Below are 23,518 nucleotides of genomic sequence, written 5' to 3'. Positions count from 1 at the left end.
GCACGTGTGACGCAGCACACATCGGGGATGTACGCCTGCGCTTTCCCCGCCGCGGCGACTTGTAACATAGTGCGCGAGTGCGAAGGATATGTATGAATACTGATGGTAATGAAGAATCACTCGACCGGGCCGTGCGGGATTTCGAGGCCGCGCGGCCGCGGCTCTTCGGCATCGCCTACCGGATCCTCGGCAGCGCGGTCGAGGCGGAGGACGTGGTCCAGGAGTCCTGGCTGCGCTGGCAGAACGCGGAGCGCGCCGACATCCGCGAGCCGGCCGCGTTCCTGGCCACGGTCACCACCCGGCTGGCGATCAACGCGGCCCAGTCCGCCGCGGCGCGCCGGGAGTCCTACATCGGGCCCTGGATCCCGGAGCCGGTCGACACCGGCGCGGATCCGCAGCTCGGCGCGGAGCGGGCCGAGGCGCTCGATCTCGCAGTGCTCTTCCTGCTGGAGAAACTGAATCCGGTGGAACGCGCCGCGTACGTATTGCGCGAAGCCTTTGATTACCCTTATGCGCGGATCGCGGAAATGCTCGAGACGAGCGAGGCGAATACCCGCCAGCTGGCGAGCCGGGCCCGCAAACGCCTGGCCGAGGAACGCCGGCAGGCCGTCGACTCCCGGACGCACCGGCGCCTGCTGAAAGCATTCCTCGGCGCGGCGCAGGCCGGAGATATGTCAGAACTCGAAAAGGTCCTCACCCAGGACGTGGTCAGCTACGCCGACGGCGGCGGGGTGCGCGGCGCCTCCCGGATCCCGGTGGTCGGGCGCACCCGGGTGGCCCGGTACCTCGTCGCCTTCGCCCCGCGCTTCTGGCCGCCGACCGAGGTTCGCTGGGTCGAGGCGAACGGCCGGCCGGCCGTCCTGGTCACGGTCGAGGGAGCGGCGGTGGCGCTGCTGACCGCGGACGTGTCCGAGCGCGGGATCGAGCGGCTGCTGTGGGTGCTCAACCCCGACAAGCTCGCCCGTTACGCGGCTTCGGCGGCGGCCGGCTGAGGCTCCCCGCCCGTGCCGGCGTGCACCACGTTCGGCGCGGCGCCCGCCACGAACGCCTCCCGGGGGCGCTGCACCGAGGCCAGCGAGACCAGGTCGCGCCCGAAGAAGGCGGCGGTGAGCCAGATCGAGAGGACCCGCACCTTGCGCTCCCAGGACGGCACGGCCAGCACGTGGTACCCGCGGTGCATCAGCCAGGCCGGCAGGCCCTTGATCACCAGCTTCTTGTACTGGAAGACGCCCTTGCCCAGCCCGAGCGCGGCCACCGTGCCGAGGCTCCGGTGGCGGTAGTCGCGGATCGTGCCTCCGCGCAGCTCGGCGACGAGGTTCTTGGCCAGGCGCCGGCCCTGGCGCACCGCGTGCTGAGCGTTCGGCACGGTGTGCGCTCCCGGCACCTTCGAAGCAAGGTCGGGCACGGCCGCGTCGTCCCCGGCCGCCCACGCGCCCGGGACGAGGTCTCGCTCGGTGCCGACCCTGAGGTCGGCCCGGACCACGACCAGGCCGCGCTCGTCGACCGGCAGGTCCGTGTGCGTGCGCACCACCGGGTTGGAGGCGTTGCCCGCAGCCCACACGAGCAGGGCCGAGTCGAACTCCTGCCCGTCGGAGAGCACGATGTGGCCGTCCTCGGCGGAGACGAGCTGAGTGTTGAGATGCACCTGGCCGCCGCGCCGGCGCAGGGAGCGCACCACCCACGCGCCGGGCTTCGCGCTCACCTCGGGCAGGATGCGGTCGCGGGCTTCGACGAGGTGGAAGGAGAACTCGTCGAAACGAATCCCCGGATAGTACTTCGGGATCGAGGACGCCAGCGACAGCAGCTCGGCGAACCCCTCGACGCCGGAGAACCCGCCGCCCACGTACGTGACGGTCAGCAGCTTTCGCCGTTCCGGGCCCGGAGGCAGCGAAGCCGCCTGGTCGCACGCCGTCAGGAACCTGTCGCGAATCGCGACGGCCTCCTCCACGTGCTTCAGGCCGATCGCCTGCTGCGCCACGCCCGGGATCGGGAAGGTGCGGGTCACCGCGCCGGCGGTGACGACGACGATGTCGTACTCGAGCCGGTAGTCGGTGCCGTTCGTCATCCGCACGGTGACGCTGTGGTCCGCGTGGCGTATCTCCGTCACGGTCCCCGCGATCAGCCGGGTCCGGTGCAGATGCCGCCGCAGCGACACGGCGGCGTGCCGCGCCTCCACCGAGCCGGCGGTCACCTCCGGCAGGAACGGCTGGTAGGTCATGTAGGGGCGCGGATCGACGACCGTGACCCTGGCCTCCTCGGGACGCAGCTTCTTCTCGAGGCCCCACGCGGTGTAAAAGCCCGCATAGCCGCCGCCGACGATCAGGATCTCGCGCATGGTTCTCTCTGCTTTCCGACGGTCCGATGGTCGGACCGGGTGACGGGTCAGGCTATGGCCAGCACTGGGAAGGGCGACCGGGCCAAGAGGTGAGTGGGTACCGAGCCGAGGAGCCGGTGCGCGGCGTGTCCGGAGCGGCCCACGATGATGACGGGGTCTGATTCGCTCTGGGCGGCGAGGTCGGCGGCCGCGGCCAGGATCGCGTCGGTGGGCGCGCCCTGCCGGCGTACGAAGGTGTAATCGATGCCTGCTTCGCCGGTTTCCCCGACGATCGCGGTGGCCGCCGCGGCGATCGCCTCCGCGGTCTCGTCCCGGGCGGTCTCGATCTCGGCGTGGGCGTAGCCGGCCAGGTCGCTGTCGAGCACCACGTGGTCGGCGTACACGACGTGCAGGGGTTCGTGCCGTGCCGTGGCCAGGCGAGCGGCCTGGGCTAGCGCGCGGCGGGACGGCTCGGAGTCGTCGAAACCGACGACGACGCCGGAGGGAGCGCGCGGCGGGAGCGCGGTCTGGAGCGGCTGGCCCGGCACGGACGCCCGCCGCCGCGCCGCGACCAGCGCGAGCACGAGGAGGCCCCCGCCCGCCCAGGCCGCCAGCGTCCACAGCGGCCCGGCTGTGCCGTAGCCGCCGAAGTAGACCGTCTTGCGCACGGCCGAGGCGGCGAGCCCGAGCGGCAGCGCCGGGTTGAGGTCGCGCAGGAAGCTCGGGCCGAACGGGCCGAGCCCGGACGGGCCGCCGCTGGCGGGGAGCCCGAAGACCACGAACGCCAGCACGGCCAGCGCCGAGAGCGGCGGCCGGATCCGCGCCAGGGCCGCGGTCGGAGCCGCCACCGCCAGCGAGAACAGCGCGACGATGCCGGCCAGCGCCGGGTAGTTCCCCAGCCCGGAGACCCCGTCCGCGATCGCGGCGGTGGCCAGGCCGATCGCCGCGGCGGCCAGGACCGGCGCGCCGAACCACCACGCCCGCCGGGCCCGGCGGAAGACCAGCGCCGAGGCCGATCCGACCGCGACGCTCGGGATGAGCACCCCGAGCACGAGGAAGAAGGGCGAGAGCCCCAGCGTGTCCGCGGACCCGGGCGCGACCACGTCGGTGACCGCCAGGCTCTGCCCGGTGTGCTCCGCGATCGCGGTGAACGCGCTGGTCAGCGCCTGTGTCGGGGCGGTGCCCGCCGCCGGGGCCAGCAGCAGCTGCATCCCGCCGGAGGAATCGATCAGGGCGCCGTCGACCTGGCCCTGCGTGATCCCGGCGCGGGCCGCCGCGAGGCTGCCGTAGGTGTGCAGGTCGAACCCGCCCGGCGCGGCGTGCTGCAGCGCCTGGCCGACCTGGCCGGCCGCGGAGGCGGGCGCGACGATGCCGACCGGCAGGGCGTGCGGGCTCGGCGCGTGGAACTCGCTGAGGACCATCGCGACGAAGACGGCCGCGAACAGCGTCATGGCCGCGACGAAGACCGCGTGCGGCCGGAACCTCGCTCTGGCTCCGGTCGTGCTGGTCGTGGTTGCTGCTGGTGCGCTCATCGCGGCCTTCCCCGGGTTGCCGGTGTTCTCGCCGACCACGCTAGATCGCCCGGCGGCCGAATGTCAACGCGCGTTGGCTAACATGCGTTGGCAAACACCCGATGGTGAAAGCGCTAGGCTGGGGGCATGGAGACGACGGGGCAGACCAGCGGACCAGCGGCAGGTCAGAGCGTTCCGGGCCACGGCGGCCCGCGTTCGGCGGCCACCCGCCGGGCCATCCTCGACGCGGCCCGCTCGGCGTTCGCGGCACAGGGGTACGACCGGAGCACCATCCGTTCCATCGCCGCCGCGGCGGGCGTGGACGCCTCGATGGTGATGCGGTACTTCGATTCCAAGGCCGGCCTGTTCGCCGCCGTCGCGACCGCCGACATGCCGGTGCTCCAGCTGGCCCCGTTGCCGGCGGCCCGGCGGGGCGAAGCGCTCGTGCGCCATCTGATCGAACGGTGGGAAGCACCCGCGAGCGGCGACGAGCTCATGCTGCTGCTGCGCACCGCCGTCACCAGCGAAGACGTTGCCGCAAAGCTTCAAGACGTGCTCGCGCAGCTCATCATCGGGCCCATCGCCGCGACAGGCGCGAAGGACGCGGAGGTGCGCGGCGCGCTCATCCAGTCCCAGCTGCTCGGCACGGTCCTGTGCCGCTACATCCTGCGCCAGGAGCCGCTCGCGTCGCTCTCCGTGGAGGACGTGATCGCCTCGATCGCGCCCTCGGTCCAGCGGTACCTGGACGCCCCGGATGTGACGGCGACCTACTCGGCCGTCTCCTCGTAGATCGCGGCGCCGTCCGCGTCGGCCTGCCCGGTCCGCCGGTACTTGCTCGAATCCGAACCGTCCAAAGCCTCGACGATCAGCAGCTCCTGGCCGAGGAGGTGCGAGAAGTACCTGCCGTCCGCGCGTCCGCCCGCACATCGGACGCGTTCACGTTCGACCGCCATGCCCGGCAGCGGATACAGAGACCGGGGGAAAGCCGCCCCGGGGACGCCCGGGACGTGCCCGGCCGCCGCGACGCAGGCGCCGCGGACCTCCTTCACGGCGACGGTGAGGCCATCGGTGCCCGCGTAGATCGGTGTGTCGTCGTGCTGAACCCGGTTTGTCACTTCTATGATGAAATGGCCAGCTCCTGGCGCTCGCAGACCGCCGGTGGATCGCTCCGGCGGGATCGCGATTTCGTACTTCTCGACGAGCGTCATGGGCTGACGGTAACGCTGCGGTGGTCCACCCGCCCGGGCTGCAACCGGGGGATCCCCTAGGCGGGTGAGCGAGGGCGCGCGGAGCGGCCCTGCGAAGCCGCAGCCCCCGCGGCCCAGCGGCCCTGATCGGAGAGGACAAGGCCATGCCTTTCGTGGACATCTCGCTCGCCCGGGGCAAGTCGCCCGACTACCTGGAGGCACTCTCACGCGCGGTGCACGACGCGCTCGTCGCCGAACTCGGGATGAAGCCGGACGACGACTTCCAGCTCATCCACCAGCACGAGCCCGGCGAGATGATCTTCCCCCGCGACTTCCGGGGCGGCCCGCGCTCTGCGGACTGGGTCGTGGTGCGCATCACCGACGGGCTCGAGCGCGGAGCCCAGGCCAAACGCCGGTTCTACCGGACCCTGGTGGGCCTGCTGCAGCAGGCGCCGGGCATCGAGCCGCAGGACGTGTTCGTCATGATGTCCCTGACGACCCCGGACGACTTCTCCTTCGCCGACGGCGTCATCGGCACGGACACGGCCGCGTCCGAGTCCCTCGCGGCCGCCGCCGCGAACGCCGGCTCGCGGCGTAAGTACACGAACGCTGAGATCAGCTACGGCGTCGCAGAGCTCTTCGAGCACCACGACCACGCCCTGATCGAGCCGATGCTGCGTGACGACGTCGTGCTCAAATTGCCGACGACTCTGCCCTACGGCGGCGAGATCCGCGGATCCGGTGCGTTCACCGACTTCTTCAAGGCCACACCCGGCGGGGGCAAGGTGTGGGAGTCGTTGGAGAGCCACGTGGACCAGGTCATCGACGCCGGGAACTACCTCGCGGTGCAGCTGACCAACACGGCAGTGCCCAAGGCCACCGGCAAGGAGATCGTGTTCCACAACCTGTGGCTGTTCGGCCTCACAACCGGGCGCATCTCCAGTGCCCAGCTCTACGCCGACACCGCCGTCCTGACCCGCCCGGCCCCCGACCCAGGACACTGACCGTCGATCATTCGAGGCCTGCGACGCGGGCGAGCAGCAGGGTGGCGTCGTCCGCGGGTTCCCTCAGTTGCAGCTCCGCCTGGAGTTCGGAGAGCTGCCCGGAGGGCCGGGCCTCGAAGACGGCCTCACACAGTTCCGGGAGCGAGAGTCCCGGGTGCGCAAGGGCTGCCGCCAGCCGATCCATGCCCACGTCGATGTCGGCGCCGCGGGTCTCCACCAGGCCGTCGGTGTAGAGCGCGATCACGTCGCCTTCGCTGACGTCGAATTCCATCTGCTCGTACTGCGAGAGCCCGTAGCCGAGCGGGGTGCCGGAGGGCGACTCGGCGAAGACCACCGAACCGTCCCGCGAGACGACCGCGGGCGGCAGGTGGCCCGCGCTGGCCGCGGTGACGCGGCGGGTGGCCGGGTCATGGACGAGATAGAGGCAGGTGGCGCCGGTGATCGAGGAGGTCGCGGCCGCGTCCATGGCGTCCGCCTCGCCGAAGCTTCCCGAGACCTGGTCCAGGCGGGAGAGCAGTTTGCCCGGAGGCAGGTCCATGAACGCGAGCGTCCGCACCGCCGTGCGCAGCCGTCCCATCGCCGCGGCCGCCCCGATGCCGTGGCCGACGACGTCGCCGACGATGAGGCCCGTGCGCGAGTCGCTCAGCGCCATGACGTCGAACCAGTCGCCGCCGACCCCCTCCTCGGCGTCCGCGGGCACGAAGCGCGAAGTCACCTCGAGCCCGGGGCCGCCCTCGATGTGGCGCGGCAGCAGGTCCTTCTGCAGGGCCTGGGCCATGTCGCGGTAGTGCGCGTTCGCGCGCTGCCGGTTGAGCCGGGGGGCGGTCTGCCCGACCAGGTCCTCGGCGAGGCGCAGGTCGTCCTCGTCGAACGGCCGGGGATTCTCGTTGCGCACGAAGACCGCCACTCCCAGGATCGCGTCGCCTTCGCGCACCGGCAGCACCATCAAGGTGTGCATGCCGGTCGCTCGCACCACCCGCGCCCGGTCCTCGTCGTTGCGGAACCAGGCGTCGCGCGAGGCGTCGAGGATCGGCTGGAGGTGGGACCTGCCGGTGGTGAGCACCTCGATGAACGGCGAGGAAGGCGGCACGTACACCGGCTGGCCACGGGCGAAGAGCGCCTCGCGCAGCCCCGGGCGCTTCGAGGCCACCCCGGCCCGGTGGAAGACCGGGATCCTTCCGGCATCGGGATCCAGCAGCGCCAGCGGCTCCCGGCCGGCCAGGTCGACCGTCACGTAGTCGGCGATGCGCGGCACCGAGAAGTCGGCCAGCTCCTGCGAGGTGTGCATGACGTCGTTCGAGGTGCCGATCCGCAGGCTCGCCTCCCCGAGAACCGCGAGGCACTCGTGCTGATACAGCTCGGAAGTGACATCCACGGTCAGCGAGCACACCCCCAGCCCGACGCCGTCCGCGCCCTCGAGCCGGGAGAGCGAGACGAGGTGCGTCCGGGCGCGGGCGCGAGTCGCCTCGCACGGCAGCTCCCAGCGGTAGTCGAGCGTGGTGGAACCGGTCCTCAAGACGTTGCGCATGACCGCCTCGAGCGCATCGGAGTCGATCCCGGGCAGGATCTGCGCCATCCGGTGGCCCAGCAGCCGCCCTCGCGGGATGCCCTCGGCCTGTTCCATGACGTCGTCGGCCATCACGCAGCGGAGGGATCGATCCCAGACGGCCGCGCCCGGGGCCGGGCGGCCGACCGGAGACCAGCGCGTGGCCGCGCGCGGTGGGGTGACGTCGGGGTCCGCGGGCGCCCACAGGAGCCAGGAGACGTCGTCGGCGGCACGCCACAGGCGGGTGACCCGCAGAGGCACCTGGTCCCCCGGCGGCGTGCGCACGTTCGCGGACCAGCCGTCGCGCCCGGGGACCTGACCTGCGGTTTCGGAGAGCGCGCGGCCGTCGTCCGGCCCGAGGAAGAATTCGGCACGTCGGCCCACGGCGTCTTCCGCGCTCGGCCCGAGCATCTGCGTGGCCGCCCTCGTCCACGCGGTGACCGTCCCGTCGTCGGCGACGAGCGCGAGCGGACTCCCGCCGCAGGAGTTCTGCACCGCCCCGGCGTGCGGCCGCTCGCGGCCCGGATAGTGCAAGGCCATCGCCACCTACCTCCGTAGCGCTCCGGCACCTCATTCGATGGTAAGTCGGCACCGGAACGACCGGCATCCGCAGGAGCGCGGGGCGCCGTACGTCGCCGCGTGTCGGGCCGGGAGCCGAAGGCCCCTGGCGCTCCCCGGTGCGTTACGTTGGTGGACGGGGCTGAGACGACCCGATCGAGAGCACAGGAGAGCAGCAGCGATGACCACCGGTGCCGAACTGTTGACGGACGCTTTCGGCCGCGTCCAGGAAGCCGTCCACGCGGCGATCGAAGACCTCGACGCCGAGGAGATGACCCGCCGCATCGACCCCGCCGCGAACTCGATCGCCTGGCTCATCTGGCACCTGACGCGGGTTCAGGACGACCACGTCGCGAACGCCGCCGGCCTCGAGCAGGTCTGGCTCGCCGGCGGCTGGGCCAAGCGCTTCGGCCTGCCCTTCGACGACAAGGCGATCGGCTACGGCCACACCAGCGAGGAGGTCGGCTCCGTCCGGGTCGACGACGCGCAGATGCTGCTCGACTACCACGACGCGGTCCACGCGCAGACGGTTGAGTACGTCCGGGGTCTGCAGGACGCGGACTTCGACCGGATCGTCGACCGCTCCTGGAACCCGCCGGTCACCCTCGGCGTCCGGCTGATCAGCGTCGTGCAGGACACGCTGATGCACGTCGGCCAGGCACAGTACGTCCGCGGCGTGCTCGGGCGCGAGCCGGAATCCGGGTCCTGAGGCGAGGCGGCGGCGCCCGGGCGCGGCGCGCGGGACGGCCCTGGCACGGTAGGGCCTGGCGCGGCGGGGCCGAAGGCGGTCTGCTCGCCGCAGGAGCGTCCTGTTCGCCCAGGTGGCACGAGGTCTGCAGCTTCCACCCGGGAGACGCGGGAGAATCTCAACCCTGACACACTCGAAGCCTGCGCTCCGCCGCCCTGGTCCGCCCGCCGAGCCACTGAGGATGCCATCGATGCCCACCGAAACGCCGTCGGTCCCGAACCCCTACGCCACCGGAACCACGCGCGAGCGCATCGAGCGCGCGCTACTCGACGCCGGCTACCGACTCGACGCAGTAGACGCCTCCGCGCTCGAGCTGATGGAGGACTTCCACATCCTCGGCCGCCTGGCCACCAACGCCATCGTCGACCTGGCCGCCGTCACAGCCGACGATCGCGTCCTCGACGCAGGCAGCGGCGTCGGCGGCACGGCGCGCTACCTGGCGCACAAGGTGGGCTGCCACGTGAACGCAGTCGACTTCACCGCCGAGTACTGCGACACCTCGAAGTGGCTCAATGCCCTGACCGGCCTGAGCGGCCTGATCGACGTGCGAGAAGGCGACGTCCTCGACCTGCCGTTCGAAGACGCCGCCTTCGACGTCGTCATCAGCCAGCACGTGCAGATGAACATCGAGGACAAGGCCGGCCTCTACGAAGAGGCCTGGCGCGTCCTCGCCCCCGGCGGCCGCCTCGCCCTATGGGACGCCGTAGCCGGCCCCGTCGAGCCGCTGCTGTTCCCCGTCATGTGGGCGGAGAACCCCGAAGCCAGCCACCTGGTCACGGCGCCACGCCTGCGCGAGCTCGTCGAGGAAACCGGCTTCGAAGTCCGCGCCTGGAACGACCTGACAACGGACTCGGCCGCATTCATGCGCGCCTGGATGGCCGGCGCCGCCCCCACCCTCGGTCTGCAGGTCTTCGTCCCCGACTTTGAGCGGAAGGTCGGCACCTTCCTCGACAACCTCGAGCAGGACCGGGCCCAGCTCATCCAGGCGATCCTGGTCAAGCCCGCCTGACCGTCGCCCGCACGAGAGGCCCGTGACTGGCTTCGAACGCCGCCGCAGCGAACCCTTGGGCCCTCGCCCGGCGACGACGGCCCCTACGGATGCCGTACTGCTCTTCGACGGCGTATTCCTGCCGCGCCCAGAGCTGATCGATCAGTGGGGTCTGCGCATCTTCGATGCCCACCGGGGGCGGGGCCCGCTGGTGCGGACCCCGCCTTGAGTGCGGCAGACACTACGCGGAGCGGCGCTGGACCTTTCCGGCCTTGAGGCAGGCGGTGCAGACCTTGAGCTTCACGGGGCGGCCGTCGACGGTCGCCTTGACCGGCTGGATGTTCGGGCGGAACATCCGCGCCGAGCGGCCGAGCACGCGCCGCCGCTGAGCGTTGCGGCCCAGGCGCGCGACCTGGTTGCCGAAGCGCGGCTCCTTGCCGCACACGTCACAGCGTTGAGACATCAGCATTCTCCTCGAGGTAATCGTTCGATGGCATGCCGACCGCCCATCGCGACCGATCGATCGAGAAGGGTGAAGACCGCAGCAGACGCGGTGGTCGACGGCATGGGGAAACAAGGGCAGCGCTCAGCGCAGAGCGTCGAAGGGATCGACCGCTGTCGGGCCGGGCTGTGCCTGGTATGTGTCTCGACCTATGCCGTCTCTAGAACATGCGGCCGACGGTAGCCGCGCGGCCCATTTTGTTCAAACGGTTTATGACGTGGGGGAATCGTGGCGTCCCGTATCGCCCGCGACAGGCCGAACCCGTCGCCGAGTCGTTCTATCTCGCATCGGTCGCGGAACCTACGACTACACCTACGACGACAGCTCAGCCCGGCGCGACCACCAGGCCTCGGCGGCGGTCATCGCGCTCTCGGCCTCCCGGATCGAGTCGCCCACGAGTCCTGAGGTGGCAGCCCAGTGCAGGGGTATAAAGGTCAGAGCCCCGGGGAGCCAGCGGTGCTCGTCGGGAGTCAGCGGTTCCGGAGCCGTGCTCTCGTAGGCGTCGAGCAGTCGTCGCGGCTCAAGCGATTCGACCGGGCCAAGGGTTCCCGGCGGGCGGCCGCTCTGTGAGACGTGGTTCAGGCTGGCCGCGACGTCGTACAGCCGCTCCCTGACCCTCGCGAAATCCAGGTCGAAGGTGGCCCATGAACCGTCTGACACTTCCCCCACGTTGCCCAACTTGTAGTCCCCGTGAATCGGAGCGCATGGCAGTTCGACCTCCTCCCGGAGCTTGGAGAGCTCGCCGGCCAGGTGGCGCATACGACGCACGACCGGCTCGCTGCGGGGTCCGAACCTGCGGCGTGTGAAGCCGATGGAGTAACGCAGCTGCCCGAATGTCCTGTGGTCGTCGAGGGGTTCGGGCGGACCAGGCTCCCAGACTGCTTTGAGCGCAGTGTGAAGGCGTCCGAGCTCCTCGAATAGACGGACGTAGGACTCCTCGCCCGCCGGCGGCTCGACGTGGTCGATGAACTCCTCAATCTCAGCCCAACGATCAGCAACCCTCACGATGTCGCCGCTCCCAGCTGGAATCGGCCTAGCGACTCGGACTCCCGTGCCCTGAAGTCGCTCGCGCAGGCGCCGCAGCCCAAGCACCCGGCCGCGACTTGGCCACGGCCTGTGTACCCGAAGGACAACCGGCGGTTCAGCGTCGATCCGCACGTTGAGGTTGAACCCACCGCCGACGTCTGCCCATCCGGCCCCGCACGCGACGCGGTCGATCAAGGCCGAGACGGCCGGATCCTCCGGGCTGGCCCTGGGTCCGAACCAGCGCGGCAAAGCGGGAGCAGAGGTCGAAGCCTCGATTCCGGTCAAGGCAACCGCCCTCCAGCGCACCCGACGAAGGGTTCATCGACGCACCCCATCCTCCTCGACGCGGGTCGATCGTGCCACACCGTATGCCGCTGTAGGGACAGGGCGCGGCGGCGGCGCCTGAAGCAGCACTACGTCCCGCACATCCACTTCAGATCAGAGAACGAGCACTGTCCGCCCGGATTGCGTCGTCGAGATGACGTCACTGCCGAGAGCGGTCTCAACTACAGTCCTTCACATGAGTTTCCGATTCGAAGCTCCAGCTCTCGAAGGTCAGCGCGTGCGCCTCGAGCCGCTTGACCGCCGGCATGTGGCGGCGCTGGCCATCGCCGCATCGGAGTCACAGGAGTCGTATGAGTACACGGAGGTCCCATTCACCGCGAACGAGGTCGCCGACTACGTAAACCAACTGCGTGGACTGGCCGACGCTGGTCGGCTTGTTCCCTACGCGCAGATCGACAAGGCGTCCGGCCGGGAGGTGGGTGTCACCGCCTTCTGGGATCCGCGCTGCATCGAGGACGGGCGACTGTATGCGGTCGAAGTCGGTTTCACCTGGCTCGCAGCGTCCGCGCAGGGCACCGGGATCAACACGGAGGCGAAATACCTGCTGTTTCGGCACGCGTTCGAAGAATGGAAGGTGGCGCGGGTGGACCTGAAAACGGACGCCCGCAACACCCGGTCCCGCGCGGCGATCGAGAGCGTCGGCGCCCGACTCGAGGGCGTGCTGCGCAAGGTCTCGCGCTCTTGGGCGCCGGGCGAAGGGGGCATGCTGCGCGACTCTGCGATCTTCTCGATCATTGACACCGAGTGGCCCGCCCGTCGGCGGCAGCTTGAATCGAAGCTCGACTCCCGCCGGGCGGCATGGTCTTCGAGTTCTGATCAGTGATGCCGCCCCCCGACGTTGGCCGATACGGCCAGAGGGATTGTGCAGGATCCAGATCATGGTCATGCGGCTGGGTGGACTGCGACCATCCCTAGCCGGCGAGCAGTTCCGCAGCCCGCACGCGATGGCGCCGCACGAGCACCGCGATCCCGGTGGTGACGAGCAGACCCGGGACGAGGACGATCACCCCGCCGATGATTCCCGAATCCACCGATCTGGTGTCCTGGATCGTCACGCCGGCCACGAAGAGTGCGGCCCCCACTGAACCGCCGATCACGTTGAGGGACAGCCACAACCGGGGACGGCGCATTCGTAGCGGAGGGGCGTCCAGCGCACCGAGCCAGACGTACATGCCGAGCACGAAGCCGAACGGACACAAGGCCGTGGCGATGTCGTCGTAGCGGCCGTGCCCTGCGGCGTTGTCGCTGTAAAGAATCTCACCGCTCGGGTCGCGCAGTGCCTGAGCCTCGTTCCTCCACACGAGCACCGGGATGGAGGCTCCCGAGGTCAGGGTCGAGGGCCAGGCGGTCTTGTTCCCGAACGAGAGCGTCTGCCCTCCGAGACTCAGGTGAACACCGACGGCGCTCTTGCCCACTACGACACTGCTGACCGTCACTTGTTCCCACCCGACGCAGTTACCGGTGGGTGCCGCGCCTGGCGGGCATGCGGGAGCGGCCGCGAATGCCATGCCCTGAGCGGCGTCCTGGCTCGCCCAGCTCATCTCGAAGCAGCCGAGCACGATAGTGGCGGCGAGCAGGACAGCGGACACGCCGTGGAAGATCCGCCGGCCCCACGCGGTCTTTCCTTCAGGGCGCCGGTCGGACCGGTCGTTGACAGGCATACCGTTCCCCCATGATCAGACGACACTCAAACTAGGGCACAGACGGACCGCGCACCAGGGTTCTCAGTGGCCTGATCTAAATATGAGCTGATTCGGCAGCGCGCCACGCGCGGCGTTCTAGCAGGCTGACACCAAATCCCGCCCATCGACCAGAGAGCTGGACTCTGAACAGTGCTTAGAGCGAATTGATGATCGGCTGAGTGTTGGCGGGGCGGGCTGGGGTTTCAAGATTTCGCCTCCGGCGTGGGCCCCTTCCCTCGGAGAGATTGCCGGGTCCGCGTGGGTGCTGGCGTTGGTGGGGCGGGTTGGGTTCGGGATGGTGGGGTTGCGGGGGTGTGCTCTCTCCTCGGTCGGTCCCCGGAGACAATCAGGGACCTGCCGGGAGGTCAAGCGGCGGTAGCTTCCGCTCATGCTGGATCTTGCATCGCGCCGCTTGACCTCCCGGCAGAACCCTGATCGGGCTTCGCCTGCCCGACCGAGGAGAGAGCCCACCCCCTGGGGAGTGGTGTGAGCTGCGCTCGGGCCGAGTCCCGTTGGCCCGGCCGCGCTCAATCCGGAAGAATCCTGCATCGCCGTTCTGGGCAGCTCATTCCCTCCCTACTCCTTCAACGCCGGCGAGAACGCCCGAGTGCCCGGAAATCTCCAGAATTTTTGCTTATCCAGTGAAGAGTCGGACTCGCGGTTTTTGTCGGTGGTGGCATCTAGCATGGAAGAGTACGGGGATCGGGGCTTGTGACGGGAGGGTGGTGAACGGGATGACTGGGCAGATGACGTCAGGGGTGTGGCCGAAAGCGGTGCAGGAATTCCCCTCGGCGTGCGACAGCGCCAAGCGACCGAGCACCGACACCTTCACCGATGGTTCAGGATGCTCGGATCAGGGCGATGCAGAATCCGTCCGCATCGAACGCGGCCGGCCCGCGGGATTCTGCCGCGAGGTACAGGACCAGGGTCGACAGCATGACGGCGATGCAAGATCCAGCATCAAGCGCGACCGAAGCACCGACCCCATCGCACAGATCAAGCATCGGGATGCTCGGATGACGGCGATGCAGAATCCTTCCGGATCGAACGCGACCGCGCCACCGGACGGGACTTGGCCCGAGCGCAGCTCGTACCGCTCCCCCAGGGGGTGTGCTCTCTCCTCGGTCGGGCAGGTGAAGCCCGATCAGGGTTCTGCCGGGAGGTCAAGCGGCGCGATGCAAGATCGACCATCAGCGGAAACCTCCGCCGCTTGAGCTCCCGGCAGGTTCCTGATTGCCTCCGGGAACCGACCGGGGAGAGAGCACGCCCCCGCCACCTGACCACCCCGGACCCCAGCCCGCCCCGCCGACGCCAGCACCCCACAGACCTCGGCACTCTCCGAGGGAAGGCCCGCGCCGGAGGCGAGATCTTGAAACTGCAGCCCGCCCCGTGAACGCAACGGGTGGGCGGGCGGTCAGACGAACCAGGCGGCGCGAACCGGCCGCCGACACCACGACGACCACCCCGACCCGACAAGCCACCACACCCCACGAGCACTCAGCCGATCATCAACTCGCAGTAGTGCCGTCTTGGGCTACGAGTGCCTTGTCGGTGTGTGATGCTGACGGCAAGGGTGACGCGATGCGCGCGGCTTTCGCGGCTGTGGGATGAGCACCGAAGCGCCTCGTTCCCACCGTCGGACCGCGGCCTGGATCTCGGCGGCCTGGATCTCGGCGGCGTGGACCTCGTCTTGCTGGATGCGCACATCGCCGGCTGCGCGCGCTCGGCGCTTGCCGGGCTGCTGGATGCAGGAAGCCCGAAGATCCTTGGGTTGAGCATCGGTCGGCTCGATGTGGTCGGTGGTGATCTGGCACCGGCGTAGAAGTGTTGCCGTCCGCACAGATCGGCTGCCTGGGCCCGATCCAGCATTCGCTCGGCGAGCTTCTTCATCTGGTGCCGTAGTTTCACGAACGCGGCCAGTTCTGCGTCCTGCGACGTCTCCACCGTCCCCATCGCCCCTCCCCGGGCTCCCTGTGGTCCATGTTCGACCGTGTACTTCAAGTGTAGGTGCCGGGGGTGACAAAAGATGTGGAATCGGACTCATTTGGGAAAGAGGGCTTATATGACGTACGGGGATGTGGTGCGGTGGGTCCGGCTACTCGGCTACCAGCACCTGGGCGAGGGGTGCGCGGGCGGCGAGGCGGGCGGGGATCAAGCAGGCGGCGAGGGTTATCGCGAGGGCGAGGACGGCGAGTAGGCCGAGGGCCGCGTAGACCTCGACGGGGACTGTGTGCACGAGGAGTTGGGTGGCTGCCGCGCCGAGTATCGCGCCGAGCACGGCGGCGCAAGGGGCTACGACGGCGCCCTCCCAGAGAATGAGGCTCCTGATGTCTCGGTCGGTCCAGCCGGCGGCGCGGAGCGAGGCGAGTTCGGCCTCGCGCTCTCGGGCGCCGAGGTAGATCACGTCGGCTGCTGCGAGCAGCGACAGAACGAGGGTGATGGCTGCGGCCGCCTCGTCTACGCCGCGTACTCGGACGCCCACGGCGGCTCCGAGCAGGCTGCCGGAGCTGCTGGCGTGGAACGCCGTGTCGATGCCGACGAGCACGCCCACTGCGCCGATCCCCAGCGCCAGCGCGCTGATCGAGGCCGCGGTGCGGCCGGGCGTGCGCAGGGTCCAGCGCCAGGCGAGCATCCGGGTGGAGCGCACCTGGCCCCGGCCGCGGCGTGCGGCGGCTCGGCCGCGACGGGTCTCGCTTCCCTCGTGCGGGCGCAGGCCTTCGCCCGGATGCGAGCGCGCGGCCCGCAGGGCGGGGACAGCGGCGGCTACTGCGGCGACGGCGAGTGCCAGCGGGATCGCGGTCAGACTCCGCAGGACACTGATATGTACGCCCGTGACCGCCCCGATCGGCTTGGCCAGGGCGGCGCCGAGTAGGCCGGCCGCTCCGGCGAGCAGGAATGCCTCGCCGAGGATCAGCGCGGCGAGGCGGCGCCCGGTCCAGCCGAGGCACGCAAGGATTGCCAGCTCGGTCCGACGAGCGCGCACCGAGGCGGCGACTGCGTCCGCCACGAACAGGACGCAGACGAGCAGCACGAGCAGGAACAGCATCATGCTCTTGTCGTCGATCACGTTGACCAGGACGGCGGCCACGCCTTTGCGCGACCACTGCTCGGACAGAGTCAGCGCCGGACGACCGTAGCGGCCGGCCGGCAGGTCCACGGTGACCGTCGTGGGCGAAGAGCCGGCCACGATGTCGACGCTCAAACCGGTGCTGTCCTCGATCTCCTTGGCCACCGCGGCCAGCCGGTTCGCCGAAGACGCGTCCACGCCGGTGATTCCGGACACCCGGATCTGGACCTCGGAGATCGGCGCCGCCTGCTGCGGGTCCGAGGAGTCTAGGATGTAGGGCACCGCGGCCATCGTCGTCAGCAGCTGCGGGGGAGTGGCCACGTAGCCGCCCGGGTTGGAGTCGGCGCCGAGGGTGCGGCCGTCGAGCAGGCCCGTGCTGCTCGTGTTGCCGCCTGTGTCGGTGGTCGGCTGGAAGGTCTCCAGCGCGACTGACGACAGCTGGGAGAACTGCCGCAGCTTCGCCGGGTCGTATTCGCCCACTGCGAAGCCGGCCACGTCGTCGCTGCTGGGCAGGTTGCCCACCTCGCTGAGCGCACGGGTCGTGTAGTCCTGGGCGTAGGGGTTGTCGACGGCGCTGGCGTCGACGGATGTCAGGCCGCTGCCGGGCACCGGCCAGAGCTTCTGCGCGTCGGCGACGCCGTCGGCGTGCGGCGAGAGGATGCCGGATGTAGAGGCACTGTAAGAGGTTTGGCCGGACTGGATGCGTGGATTGAGATACACCAGCCCGCTCGCCGTCTCGAGGCCGTTGCCGAGCACGCCGGTGTAGGACGGGTCGAGGTTGGCGCTCGGCAGGACGGTCCTGGCGTAGACGGAGTTCGCGTCATAGCTCTGCGTCGTCCGCGTGGTCGCGGTGGTCTTCGCGAGTGCGGAGAGCGCGGACGACGTCGGGGCGCCGTCGACGACTGGTTGATCGGCGAAGGTCTGTACCGCGGCGGACAGCTGCTCGTCGTAATTGCCGGAGTCGGAGAGCAGTAGCGGCACGGAGACGAATTGCGCCGAGGAGTTGAGCACCTTCGCCGTCGTGTCGACCTCTGGCTTGTCGGCGGACGTCAGCGGGCTTCCCGCGGTCACGGCGTGGTCCAGGGCCACCATCTGGTCTTCTGACTGCGGATCGATCGCGGCGACGAGGAGGGAGAGCAGCCAGGGGACAGGGGCGACAAGCCGTGCCGACTCGGTCGGCTTGATCTCGCCGAGCTGATTGAAGTCGTCGTCGGTCGTGAACGTGCCGTCGGGATTCAGCCGGGCGACGGAGAAGGACGTGCGCACCGACGACGTGTACTGATTCGTCGGGACCGCGGCCGGACGCGCGTTCACCTCGTTCAGGCCGCCGGCCGCGCAGATCGGGGTGAAAGCGCCGCTCGGCAATACCTCTACCGGGACGGACGGATCCGACACGCCGCAGGACGAGGTGTCCGGCGATACAGTGCGGCCCTGGTAGACGTACTCGGTGCCGTCCTGCGGGTTCGACGTGTCCCGCCACTGTGGCCAGACGACCGGGTTCTTGGTGACGTACACGTATACCGCGCCCGGATCAGGGATCTTCGTCAGCCCGCGGTCGGTGACCCAGGTGTTCGAGACCTTCACGACCTGCTGCGTGAGCCGCGGATCCACCTGGGCGGTCGCATCGACGTACGCGGTGCCCTGGATCGGGACGTAGCCGAGCATGGCGACCGGTGCGGCTACCTGCACCCCGGAGAGCTGCTGGATCTGGTGCCACTGCGCGGTGGTGATCCCGCCGTACTGCCCGGAGAGGTAGTTGCCGCGTACCAAACCGCGCTGGGTCTCGAGCGCCGTCTCGCTGCCGGACGGGCGCACCAGCAGGTCGTAGGCGCCGCGGCTGTTGGCCTGTACCAAGCCGTTCAGCTGGGCGCGCTGCGTCGATACCGACCCGGTGAGGACGGTGAACCCCGTCACCGCGACGAGCACGCCCGCCACCACGGCCAACGCGCGGATCCAGCGACGCCGCAACTGTTCGACCGTCATCCGCAGCATCTGCCACCGCCGCATGCGCACCCGCGAACCCTCCGTCCGTCCCCGCTGGCTGACGCCGCACGGCGACGCCCGCCCGCTGTCCTCCCGCTGACCGTGCACATCAGGGCACGGTCATACGTCCGCCACCGTAGCAGTGGCCCGGATTCTGGTCTAGACCAATGGATTCGCAAGCGGTGTAGCCCGCTGATTTCGTGCCCTGATACGCCGGTATCGCCGACGCGGCGTCAGTCGGACTGGGCCGGCGGGGCGGTGCTGCCGCGGACCGCGAGGCGGGTGGCGATCTCCACTCCGGATTGGGGGGCTTTTTCGCCGCGGCCGAGGGAGAGCGCGAGTTCGGTGGCGGCGATGGCCATTTCGGTCAGCGGCTGGTGCACCGTGGTCAGCGGCGGATCCATCCACGCGACGACCGGGAGGTCGTCGAAGCCGACGACGCTCAGGTCGGCCGGGATGGCCAGGCCCGCCTCGCGCGCGGCCTGGTAGACGCCGAGCGCCTGCAGGTCGTTGGACGCGAAGATCGCGGTCGGGCGGTCGGGGCCGGCCAGCAGGTCGCGGGCCGCCTCGTAGCCGCCTTCGCGGGTCAGGCCGGCGACGACGACCGTGCTCGCGTCCAGACCCGCCGCGGTCATGGCGGAGGTGAATCCCGCCTGCCGGGCCCGGCAGTAGGCGTGGCCGGGGCCGGCGATCATGGCGACGTGCCGGTGGCCGAGGTCGATCAGGTGCTGCGTGGCCGAGCGTCCGCCGCGCCAGTTGGTCGCCCCGACGAACGCGACGTCGTCGGGCAGCTCCTCGGCCGGGTCGAACACGACGAAGGGGATTCCCTTGGCCGCCAGCTGTTCGCGCTCGGCCTCGGAGAGCTGGGCGACGGAGAGCACGGCGTGCGGACGGCGCTCGACCGTGTCCTCGAGCGGCGAGCCGTTCGAGTCGTGCAGGCCGAACTGGGAGACGACCACGCCTATCCGGTTCTTCCGGGCGATGCGCTCGACGCCGCGGATGATCTCGACCGCCCACATGTTCTCCAGCTCGCGGAAGACGAGCTCGACGACGTTGCTGCGGTTCGGCGGCTTGCGGTAGCCGTACCGGGAGATCAGCTCCTCGATCCGGGCGCGGGTGTCGTCGGAGACACCCGCCCGCCCGTTGAGTACCTTCGAGACGGTGGGGACGGACACGCCCGCCGACTCCGCGATGTAGGCGATGGTGACCGGCTTGAGCCCGTCCTCGTGCGGGTTCGCCCCGTCCGCGCCTGGTACCTCAGGCAGTTTGTCCGCCACGGTCGCCTTCCCTCACTCGGCCCGGCCCGTCTTCACCGCGCTCACCACGTCCATTGTCACACCTGCCTCATCCCGGGCGGGCCGACTCCCGGCCGGAACGGTCAGCGGGGCGGCTGTCCGTACTCGAACCAGTCGAAGTGGACCACTCCGCTCGCCGCGTACAGGCCGATCACGCGGCCCGTGAAGCCGCCGGCCACCTCGGTCGAGAGATAGCGTCCGTCGAGCTGGGCCAGTTGTGTGCGCGTGCCGTCGGCCTCCTCGACGGCGAAGGTCACGGTGTCGGGTCCGGTACGCGCGTCGCGCACCTGGGTGGTCGCGGCCATATCGACGACGAGGGTCGCGGTGCCGGACGCCGGTAGGGCCTGGGTCGCGACGGTCGTGCGCAGCGACCCGATCCGCGCGATGACCCGCACCTGCCCGTCGCCCGCCTCGATCTCGTAGTGGTGCTGCTCGTCGAGGCGCAGCGCCAGGCCGCCCCGCCCGCTCGTCGCGTCGACGAGTGTGCGCGCGAAGCATGAGGTGTGCTGCTGGCGTCGGCCGATGAAGGTCACGTCCGCGGCGTCGAGCGAGTCGCCGACGGCGTGGAGGGTGAGCCAGCCGGGCCGCTCCTTCGTGGTCGAGGTCTGCTCAGACCTCGAACGCAGCGAGATCCAACGCGGCGCGAACTCGCTCAGGTCGAAGTCGTCCCGTTCGGGCTCTGCGGCGGACGTGTCCGGCTGCAGCGGCCACGGCGGCGCGGGCTGATCGAGCGCCAGTTCCCCGACCACCGGCCAGCCGTCGGCCCAGCTGACCGGAGCGAGGTAGGTCTCGCGGCCGAGCACGTGCCAGCCGGGCGTGCCGCCGCCCGGGCGCACGCCGAGGAGCACCATCCACCAGGAGCCGTCCGGTCCCTGGACGAGGTCGGCGTGGCCCGTGTTCTGGATCGGGTGCTCGGTGCCGCGGTGGGTCAGGATCGGGTTGGCCGGGCAGGGTTCGAACGGTCCGTTCGGCCCGGCGGCGCGGGCGATCGACACGCCGTGGCCGCGTTCGGTGCCGCCCTCGGCGATCATCAGGTACCAGTATTCGCCGATGCGGTAGAGGTGGGGGGCTTCCGGCGCCTTGCTTCCGGACGTGCCGGACCAGATGCGGCCCTGCTCGCCGAGCGTCCGGCCGGTGTACGGGTCGATGCGCACCTGGCTGACCCCGGCGACGGTGCACCAGCAGGTGCCGTCCTCCTCCCAGGCGAGGTCCGGGTCGATGCCGGCGACCTCGGGCAGCGGGACCGGATCGGACCAGGGCCCGGCCGGGTCGGTGGCGGTGACCAGGAAGTTGCCGCCGGCGCTGACGTTGGTGGTGATCAGCCAGAACCGGCCGTCGTGGTGACGCAGCGTCGGGGCGTAGATCCCGCCGGAGGAGGAGCCGGTGGTGGGGGGAAGGCTCAGCTGGCCGGGCCGGTCCAGCGCGTTGCCGATCTGCCGCCAGTGCACGAGGTCGCGGCTGTGGAACAGCGGGATCCCGGGGAAGTACTCGAAGCTCGAGCAGGCGAGGTAGTAGTCCTCGCCGACGCGGCAGACGCTCGGGTCGGGATGGAAGCCGGGCAGGATCGGATTGCTGAACGTCGCGGTCACCAGTGGGGGCCTTTCAGCCTGGTTCGGAGCGGGGCGCACGAGGTCGCGGAGCTCGGCCCGGCCACAGGCCGGCGAGTACCGACCGGTCTCGCGGACGGGGCTGCTGGAAAGTATCTCGGATGTGATCGAGAAAGTTTCCTTGAGGAGAGTATCGACGACTTCGCCGCGCGGCAACGGCTCGCCCCCTGAAGGAGGCCTGGCCTGCCGATACTGCCAGGAAACTACCATGCGAGAGAAACTTTCTCGCGTGAAGCCACGATAGTTTCCTTGCGGGAAGCCGCAAGCTCGCGTAATCTCTCGGCGACATCGAAGCGCTTCGACCGGCGCCTCGTCGCCCTACCCCCGCGCACCCGTCCCGCGCCCCTCCCGTGGCGCGCCGGTGCGCCGGCGCGCACACATCTCGACGATGAGAAGGGGCTACTCACGATGCACAACGGTGGATTCGGGCTCAGTCGCAGGAGCCTGCTGCGCAATTCCGCACTCGGCGCCGGCGCCGCGGCTGTCGGCGTACCGCTGCTGGCGGCCTGTGGCAGTAGTGCGAGTGCGTCGGGCGGAGTGAGCTCGAAGGGGCTCAAGACCTCGCTGCCCGACTACGTCCCGCTGGCCGCGGGCACGAAGCCTGACATTCCGAGCGTGACCGGCGTCAACGGCGCGCTCACCGATCCGGGCTACCTGAACTACCCGACCAACCTGGTCAAGACCGTCAGCCAGGTCCCCGGATCCGGCGGCTCCTACAGCGCGATCACGCCGCTGTGGGGCTCGATCCCGACCGCGGGAAACGCCTACTACCAGGCGATCGACAAGGCGCTCGGCGCGCACCTGGCGGTGAATCCGGCTAACGGAAACACCTACAACAACACCATTCCGACACTGGTCGCCGGCAACAAACTGCCCGACTGGATCCAGCTGCCCAGCTGGTGGAACGCCTCGCTCAACGTCGGCGAGCTGGCCGCGGGCAAGTTCGCCGATCTGACCTCGCACCTGTCGGGCAGCAACATACGCAAGTACCCGAACCTCGCCGCGATCCCCTCCGGCGGCTGGGAGGCCGGCGCCTGGGAGGGCAAGCTGTACGGTATCCCGTCGTTCGTGACCGGCCAGGCGTTCGCCGGCGCGCTGTACTTCCGCAAGGACGTGTTCGACGCGAAGGGCATCGATCCCGCCGACGTCAAGAGCGCCGACGACCTGTACCAGCTCGGTGCCGAGCTGACCGCGCCCAAGGCGAACGTGTGGGCCTTCGACGTGCTCTGGCTGATGATCCAGCAGATCTACAAGGTCCCGTCCGGCGGGTTCTTCGTGCAGGACGGCAAGGTGCACAGCGGGTTCGAGTCGCCGCAGATGATCCCGGCGCTCGAGTTCGCCTACAAGCTGGCCAAATCCGGCTACGTCCACCCGGACGCGCTGGCCAACGACACGAGCAACGCCACCCAGCGCTTCTACAGCGGGAAGGAACTCGTGCAGCCCGGCGGCACCGGGGGCTGGAACGTGATGGACGCGCAAAGCGGCCGCGCCGCGAACCCCGCCTACGTCCGCGGCGCGTTCCCGCTCTTCGCCTCCGACGGCTCCACGCCGACGATCGCGCTCGGCCCGTCCACGTCCGAGATCAGCTACCTGAACAAGAACCTGTCATCCAGCCAGATCGAGGAATGCCTGCGCATCGCCGACTACCTCGCGGCCCCGTTCGGATCCTACGAGTACACGCTGATCAACTACGGGGTCGAAGGCGCGGACTGGTCGATGGGCGCGGCCGGCCCGACCTACACGGCGACCGGCCAGAAGGAGGCGAACGAGCAGACCTACCAGTTCCTCGCCTCGCCGCAGAGCGTGGTGAGCAACCCGGGCTACTCCTCGATCACCCAGGCCTACTGCGCCTGGTCGGCGGCCGCCGTCAAGCAGGCCTACAAGCCGACCTTCTGGAACATGAACGTCACCGTGCCCTCGCGCTACTCCAGCGTCTCCACCGCGCAGGAGGTCAACGACATCATCACGCAGGTCACCTGCGGCACGAAGGCGGTCGGCGACTTCCAGGCGGCACTCAAGACCTGGAAATCCAGCGGCGGTGACGCGATGGTCGCCTGGTACCAGACGAACGTATACGACATCTACGGCGCCGGACAGTAAAGCGACGCGGCTCTTGCCCGTCCTACTCCGCGGCGTCGGGGCGGGACGGGTACTC

At 69.9% G+C, this 23,518-nt stretch carries 18 protein-coding genes and 1 pseudogene; 9 read left to right on the top strand and 10 right to left on the bottom strand.

Annotated elements, in window-relative coordinates:
- Positions 1 to 92: 92 nt before the first annotated feature.
- Complete coding sequence (locus tag ACTRO_RS14600; protein WP_034263615.1) at positions 93 to 992, top strand: RNA polymerase sigma-70 factor; 900 nt, start codon at positions 93 to 95, stop codon at positions 990 to 992.
- On the opposite strand, the gene ACTRO_RS14595 is transcribed toward ACTRO_RS14600, so the two are convergent.
- Both ACTRO_RS14595 and ACTRO_RS14590 read right to left on the bottom strand, forming a co-directional pair.
- Positions 965 to 2,335, bottom strand: a complete 1,371-nt coding sequence (locus ACTRO_RS14595) for an NAD(P)/FAD-dependent oxidoreductase (RefSeq protein ID WP_034263614.1) — start codon at positions 2,333 to 2,335, stop codon at positions 965 to 967. The two genes, ACTRO_RS14600 and ACTRO_RS14595, sit on opposite strands and share 28 nt — an antisense overlap.
- A 47-nt stretch (positions 2,336 to 2,382) precedes the next feature.
- Complete coding sequence (locus tag ACTRO_RS14590; protein ID WP_157436202.1) at positions 2,383 to 3,846, bottom strand: universal stress protein; 1,464 nt, start codon at positions 3,844 to 3,846, stop codon at positions 2,383 to 2,385.
- Between the two features lie 126 nt (positions 3,847 to 3,972).
- On the opposite strand from ACTRO_RS14590, the gene ACTRO_RS14585 reads away from it, so the two are divergent.
- Positions 3,973 to 4,614, top strand: a complete 642-nt coding sequence (locus tag ACTRO_RS14585; protein ID WP_084316266.1) for a TetR/AcrR family transcriptional regulator — start codon at positions 3,973 to 3,975, stop codon at positions 4,612 to 4,614.
- Here ACTRO_RS14585 and ACTRO_RS14580 read toward each other — a convergent pair.
- Positions 4,593 to 5,033, bottom strand: a complete 441-nt coding sequence (locus ACTRO_RS14580; RefSeq protein WP_034263612.1) for a hypothetical protein — start codon at positions 5,031 to 5,033, stop codon at positions 4,593 to 4,595. The genes ACTRO_RS14585 and ACTRO_RS14580 overlap by 22 nt on opposite strands.
- A gap of 143 nt (positions 5,034 to 5,176) precedes the next feature.
- On the opposite strand from ACTRO_RS14580, the gene ACTRO_RS44870 reads away from it, so the two are divergent.
- The gene (locus tag ACTRO_RS44870) at positions 5,177 to 6,016 is read left to right on the top strand and encodes a tautomerase family protein (RefSeq protein ID WP_063628001.1); all 840 of its coding nucleotides are present in this window, start codon (positions 5,177 to 5,179) and stop codon (positions 6,014 to 6,016) included.
- A 7-nt stretch (positions 6,017 to 6,023) separates the two neighbouring features.
- Here the strand turns inward: ACTRO_RS44870 and ACTRO_RS14570 are convergent, their stop codons facing one another.
- Complete coding sequence (locus ACTRO_RS14570; protein ID WP_051450839.1) at positions 6,024 to 8,102, bottom strand: SpoIIE family protein phosphatase; 2,079 nt, start codon at positions 8,100 to 8,102, stop codon at positions 6,024 to 6,026.
- Between the two features lie 199 nt (positions 8,103 to 8,301).
- Between ACTRO_RS14570 and ACTRO_RS14565 the strand changes: the two genes are divergently transcribed.
- From ACTRO_RS14565 to ACTRO_RS50945, 3 genes and pseudogenes are all read left to right on the top strand, one after another.
- Positions 8,302 to 8,829, top strand: coding sequence for a mycothiol transferase (locus ACTRO_RS14565; RefSeq protein WP_034263611.1), 528 nt, complete (start codon positions 8,302 to 8,304; stop codon positions 8,827 to 8,829).
- A gap of 229 nt (positions 8,830 to 9,058) precedes the next feature.
- Positions 9,059 to 9,877 (top strand): class I SAM-dependent methyltransferase, encoded by an 819-nt coding sequence (locus ACTRO_RS14560; RefSeq protein WP_034263610.1) that lies wholly within the window; start codon positions 9,059 to 9,061, stop codon positions 9,875 to 9,877.
- Between the two features lie 67 nt (positions 9,878 to 9,944).
- A pseudogene (locus tag ACTRO_RS50945) lies at positions 9,945 to 10,040 on the top strand (uridylate kinase); the annotation flags it as partial.
- A gap of 57 nt (positions 10,041 to 10,097) precedes the next feature.
- Here ACTRO_RS50945 and rpmB read toward each other — a convergent pair.
- Both rpmB and ACTRO_RS14550 read right to left on the bottom strand, forming a co-directional pair.
- A complete protein-coding gene (gene rpmB / locus ACTRO_RS14555; protein ID WP_211244249.1) occupies positions 10,098 to 10,319 on the bottom strand; it encodes a 50S ribosomal protein L28 in 222 nt (73 codons plus the stop codon).
- 351 nt (positions 10,320 to 10,670) lie between these two features.
- Positions 10,671 to 11,579, bottom strand: coding sequence for a phosphotransferase enzyme family protein (locus ACTRO_RS14550; protein WP_169739898.1), 909 nt, complete (start codon positions 11,577 to 11,579; stop codon positions 10,671 to 10,673).
- A 325-nt stretch (positions 11,580 to 11,904) separates the two neighbouring features.
- Here ACTRO_RS14550 and ACTRO_RS14545 point away from each other — a divergent pair, with 325 nt between their 5' ends.
- Positions 11,905 to 12,552 (top strand): GNAT family N-acetyltransferase, encoded by a 648-nt coding sequence (locus ACTRO_RS14545; protein WP_034263608.1) that lies wholly within the window; start codon positions 11,905 to 11,907, stop codon positions 12,550 to 12,552.
- Between the two features lie 88 nt (positions 12,553 to 12,640).
- Here the strand turns inward: ACTRO_RS14545 and ACTRO_RS14540 are convergent, their stop codons facing one another.
- On the bottom strand, positions 12,641 to 13,390 hold the full coding sequence (locus tag ACTRO_RS14540) for a threonine/serine exporter family protein (RefSeq protein ID WP_034263607.1): 750 nt from the start codon (positions 13,388 to 13,390) through the stop codon (positions 12,641 to 12,643).
- A 1,576-nt stretch (positions 13,391 to 14,966) separates the two neighbouring features.
- Here ACTRO_RS14540 and ACTRO_RS14535 point away from each other — a divergent pair.
- Positions 14,967 to 15,233 (top strand): hypothetical protein, encoded by a 267-nt coding sequence (locus tag ACTRO_RS14535; RefSeq protein WP_157436198.1) that lies wholly within the window; start codon positions 14,967 to 14,969, stop codon positions 15,231 to 15,233.
- Positions 15,234 to 15,506: 273 nt separating this feature from the next.
- Here the strand turns inward: ACTRO_RS14535 and ACTRO_RS14530 are convergent, their stop codons facing one another.
- The 3 genes from ACTRO_RS14530 to ACTRO_RS14520 form a co-directional block, all read right to left on the bottom strand.
- Positions 15,507 to 18,485 (bottom strand): FtsX-like permease family protein, encoded by a 2,979-nt coding sequence (locus tag ACTRO_RS14530; protein ID WP_051450837.1) that lies wholly within the window; start codon positions 18,483 to 18,485, stop codon positions 15,507 to 15,509.
- A 209-nt stretch (positions 18,486 to 18,694) separates the two neighbouring features.
- Positions 18,695 to 19,738, bottom strand: a complete 1,044-nt coding sequence (locus ACTRO_RS14525; RefSeq protein ID WP_084316263.1) for a LacI family DNA-binding transcriptional regulator — start codon at positions 19,736 to 19,738, stop codon at positions 18,695 to 18,697.
- Between the two features lie 101 nt (positions 19,739 to 19,839).
- Complete coding sequence (locus ACTRO_RS14520; RefSeq protein ID WP_211244247.1) at positions 19,840 to 21,345, bottom strand: glycoside hydrolase family 43 protein; 1,506 nt, start codon at positions 21,343 to 21,345, stop codon at positions 19,840 to 19,842.
- Between the two features lie 426 nt (positions 21,346 to 21,771).
- On the opposite strand from ACTRO_RS14520, the gene ACTRO_RS14515 reads away from it, so the two are divergent.
- Positions 21,772 to 23,463, top strand: coding sequence for an ABC transporter substrate-binding protein (locus tag ACTRO_RS14515; protein ID WP_051450836.1), 1,692 nt, complete (start codon positions 21,772 to 21,774; stop codon positions 23,461 to 23,463).
- Positions 23,464 to 23,518: the final 55 nt, after the last annotated feature.

This window comes from Actinospica robiniae DSM 44927 (assembly GCF_000504285.1).
Lineage (GTDB): Bacteria > Actinomycetota > Actinomycetes > Streptomycetales > Catenulisporaceae > Actinospica > Actinospica robiniae.
The sequence above is the reverse complement of the archived record's forward strand: the minus strand, read 5'-3'. Positions and strand labels throughout refer to the sequence as shown.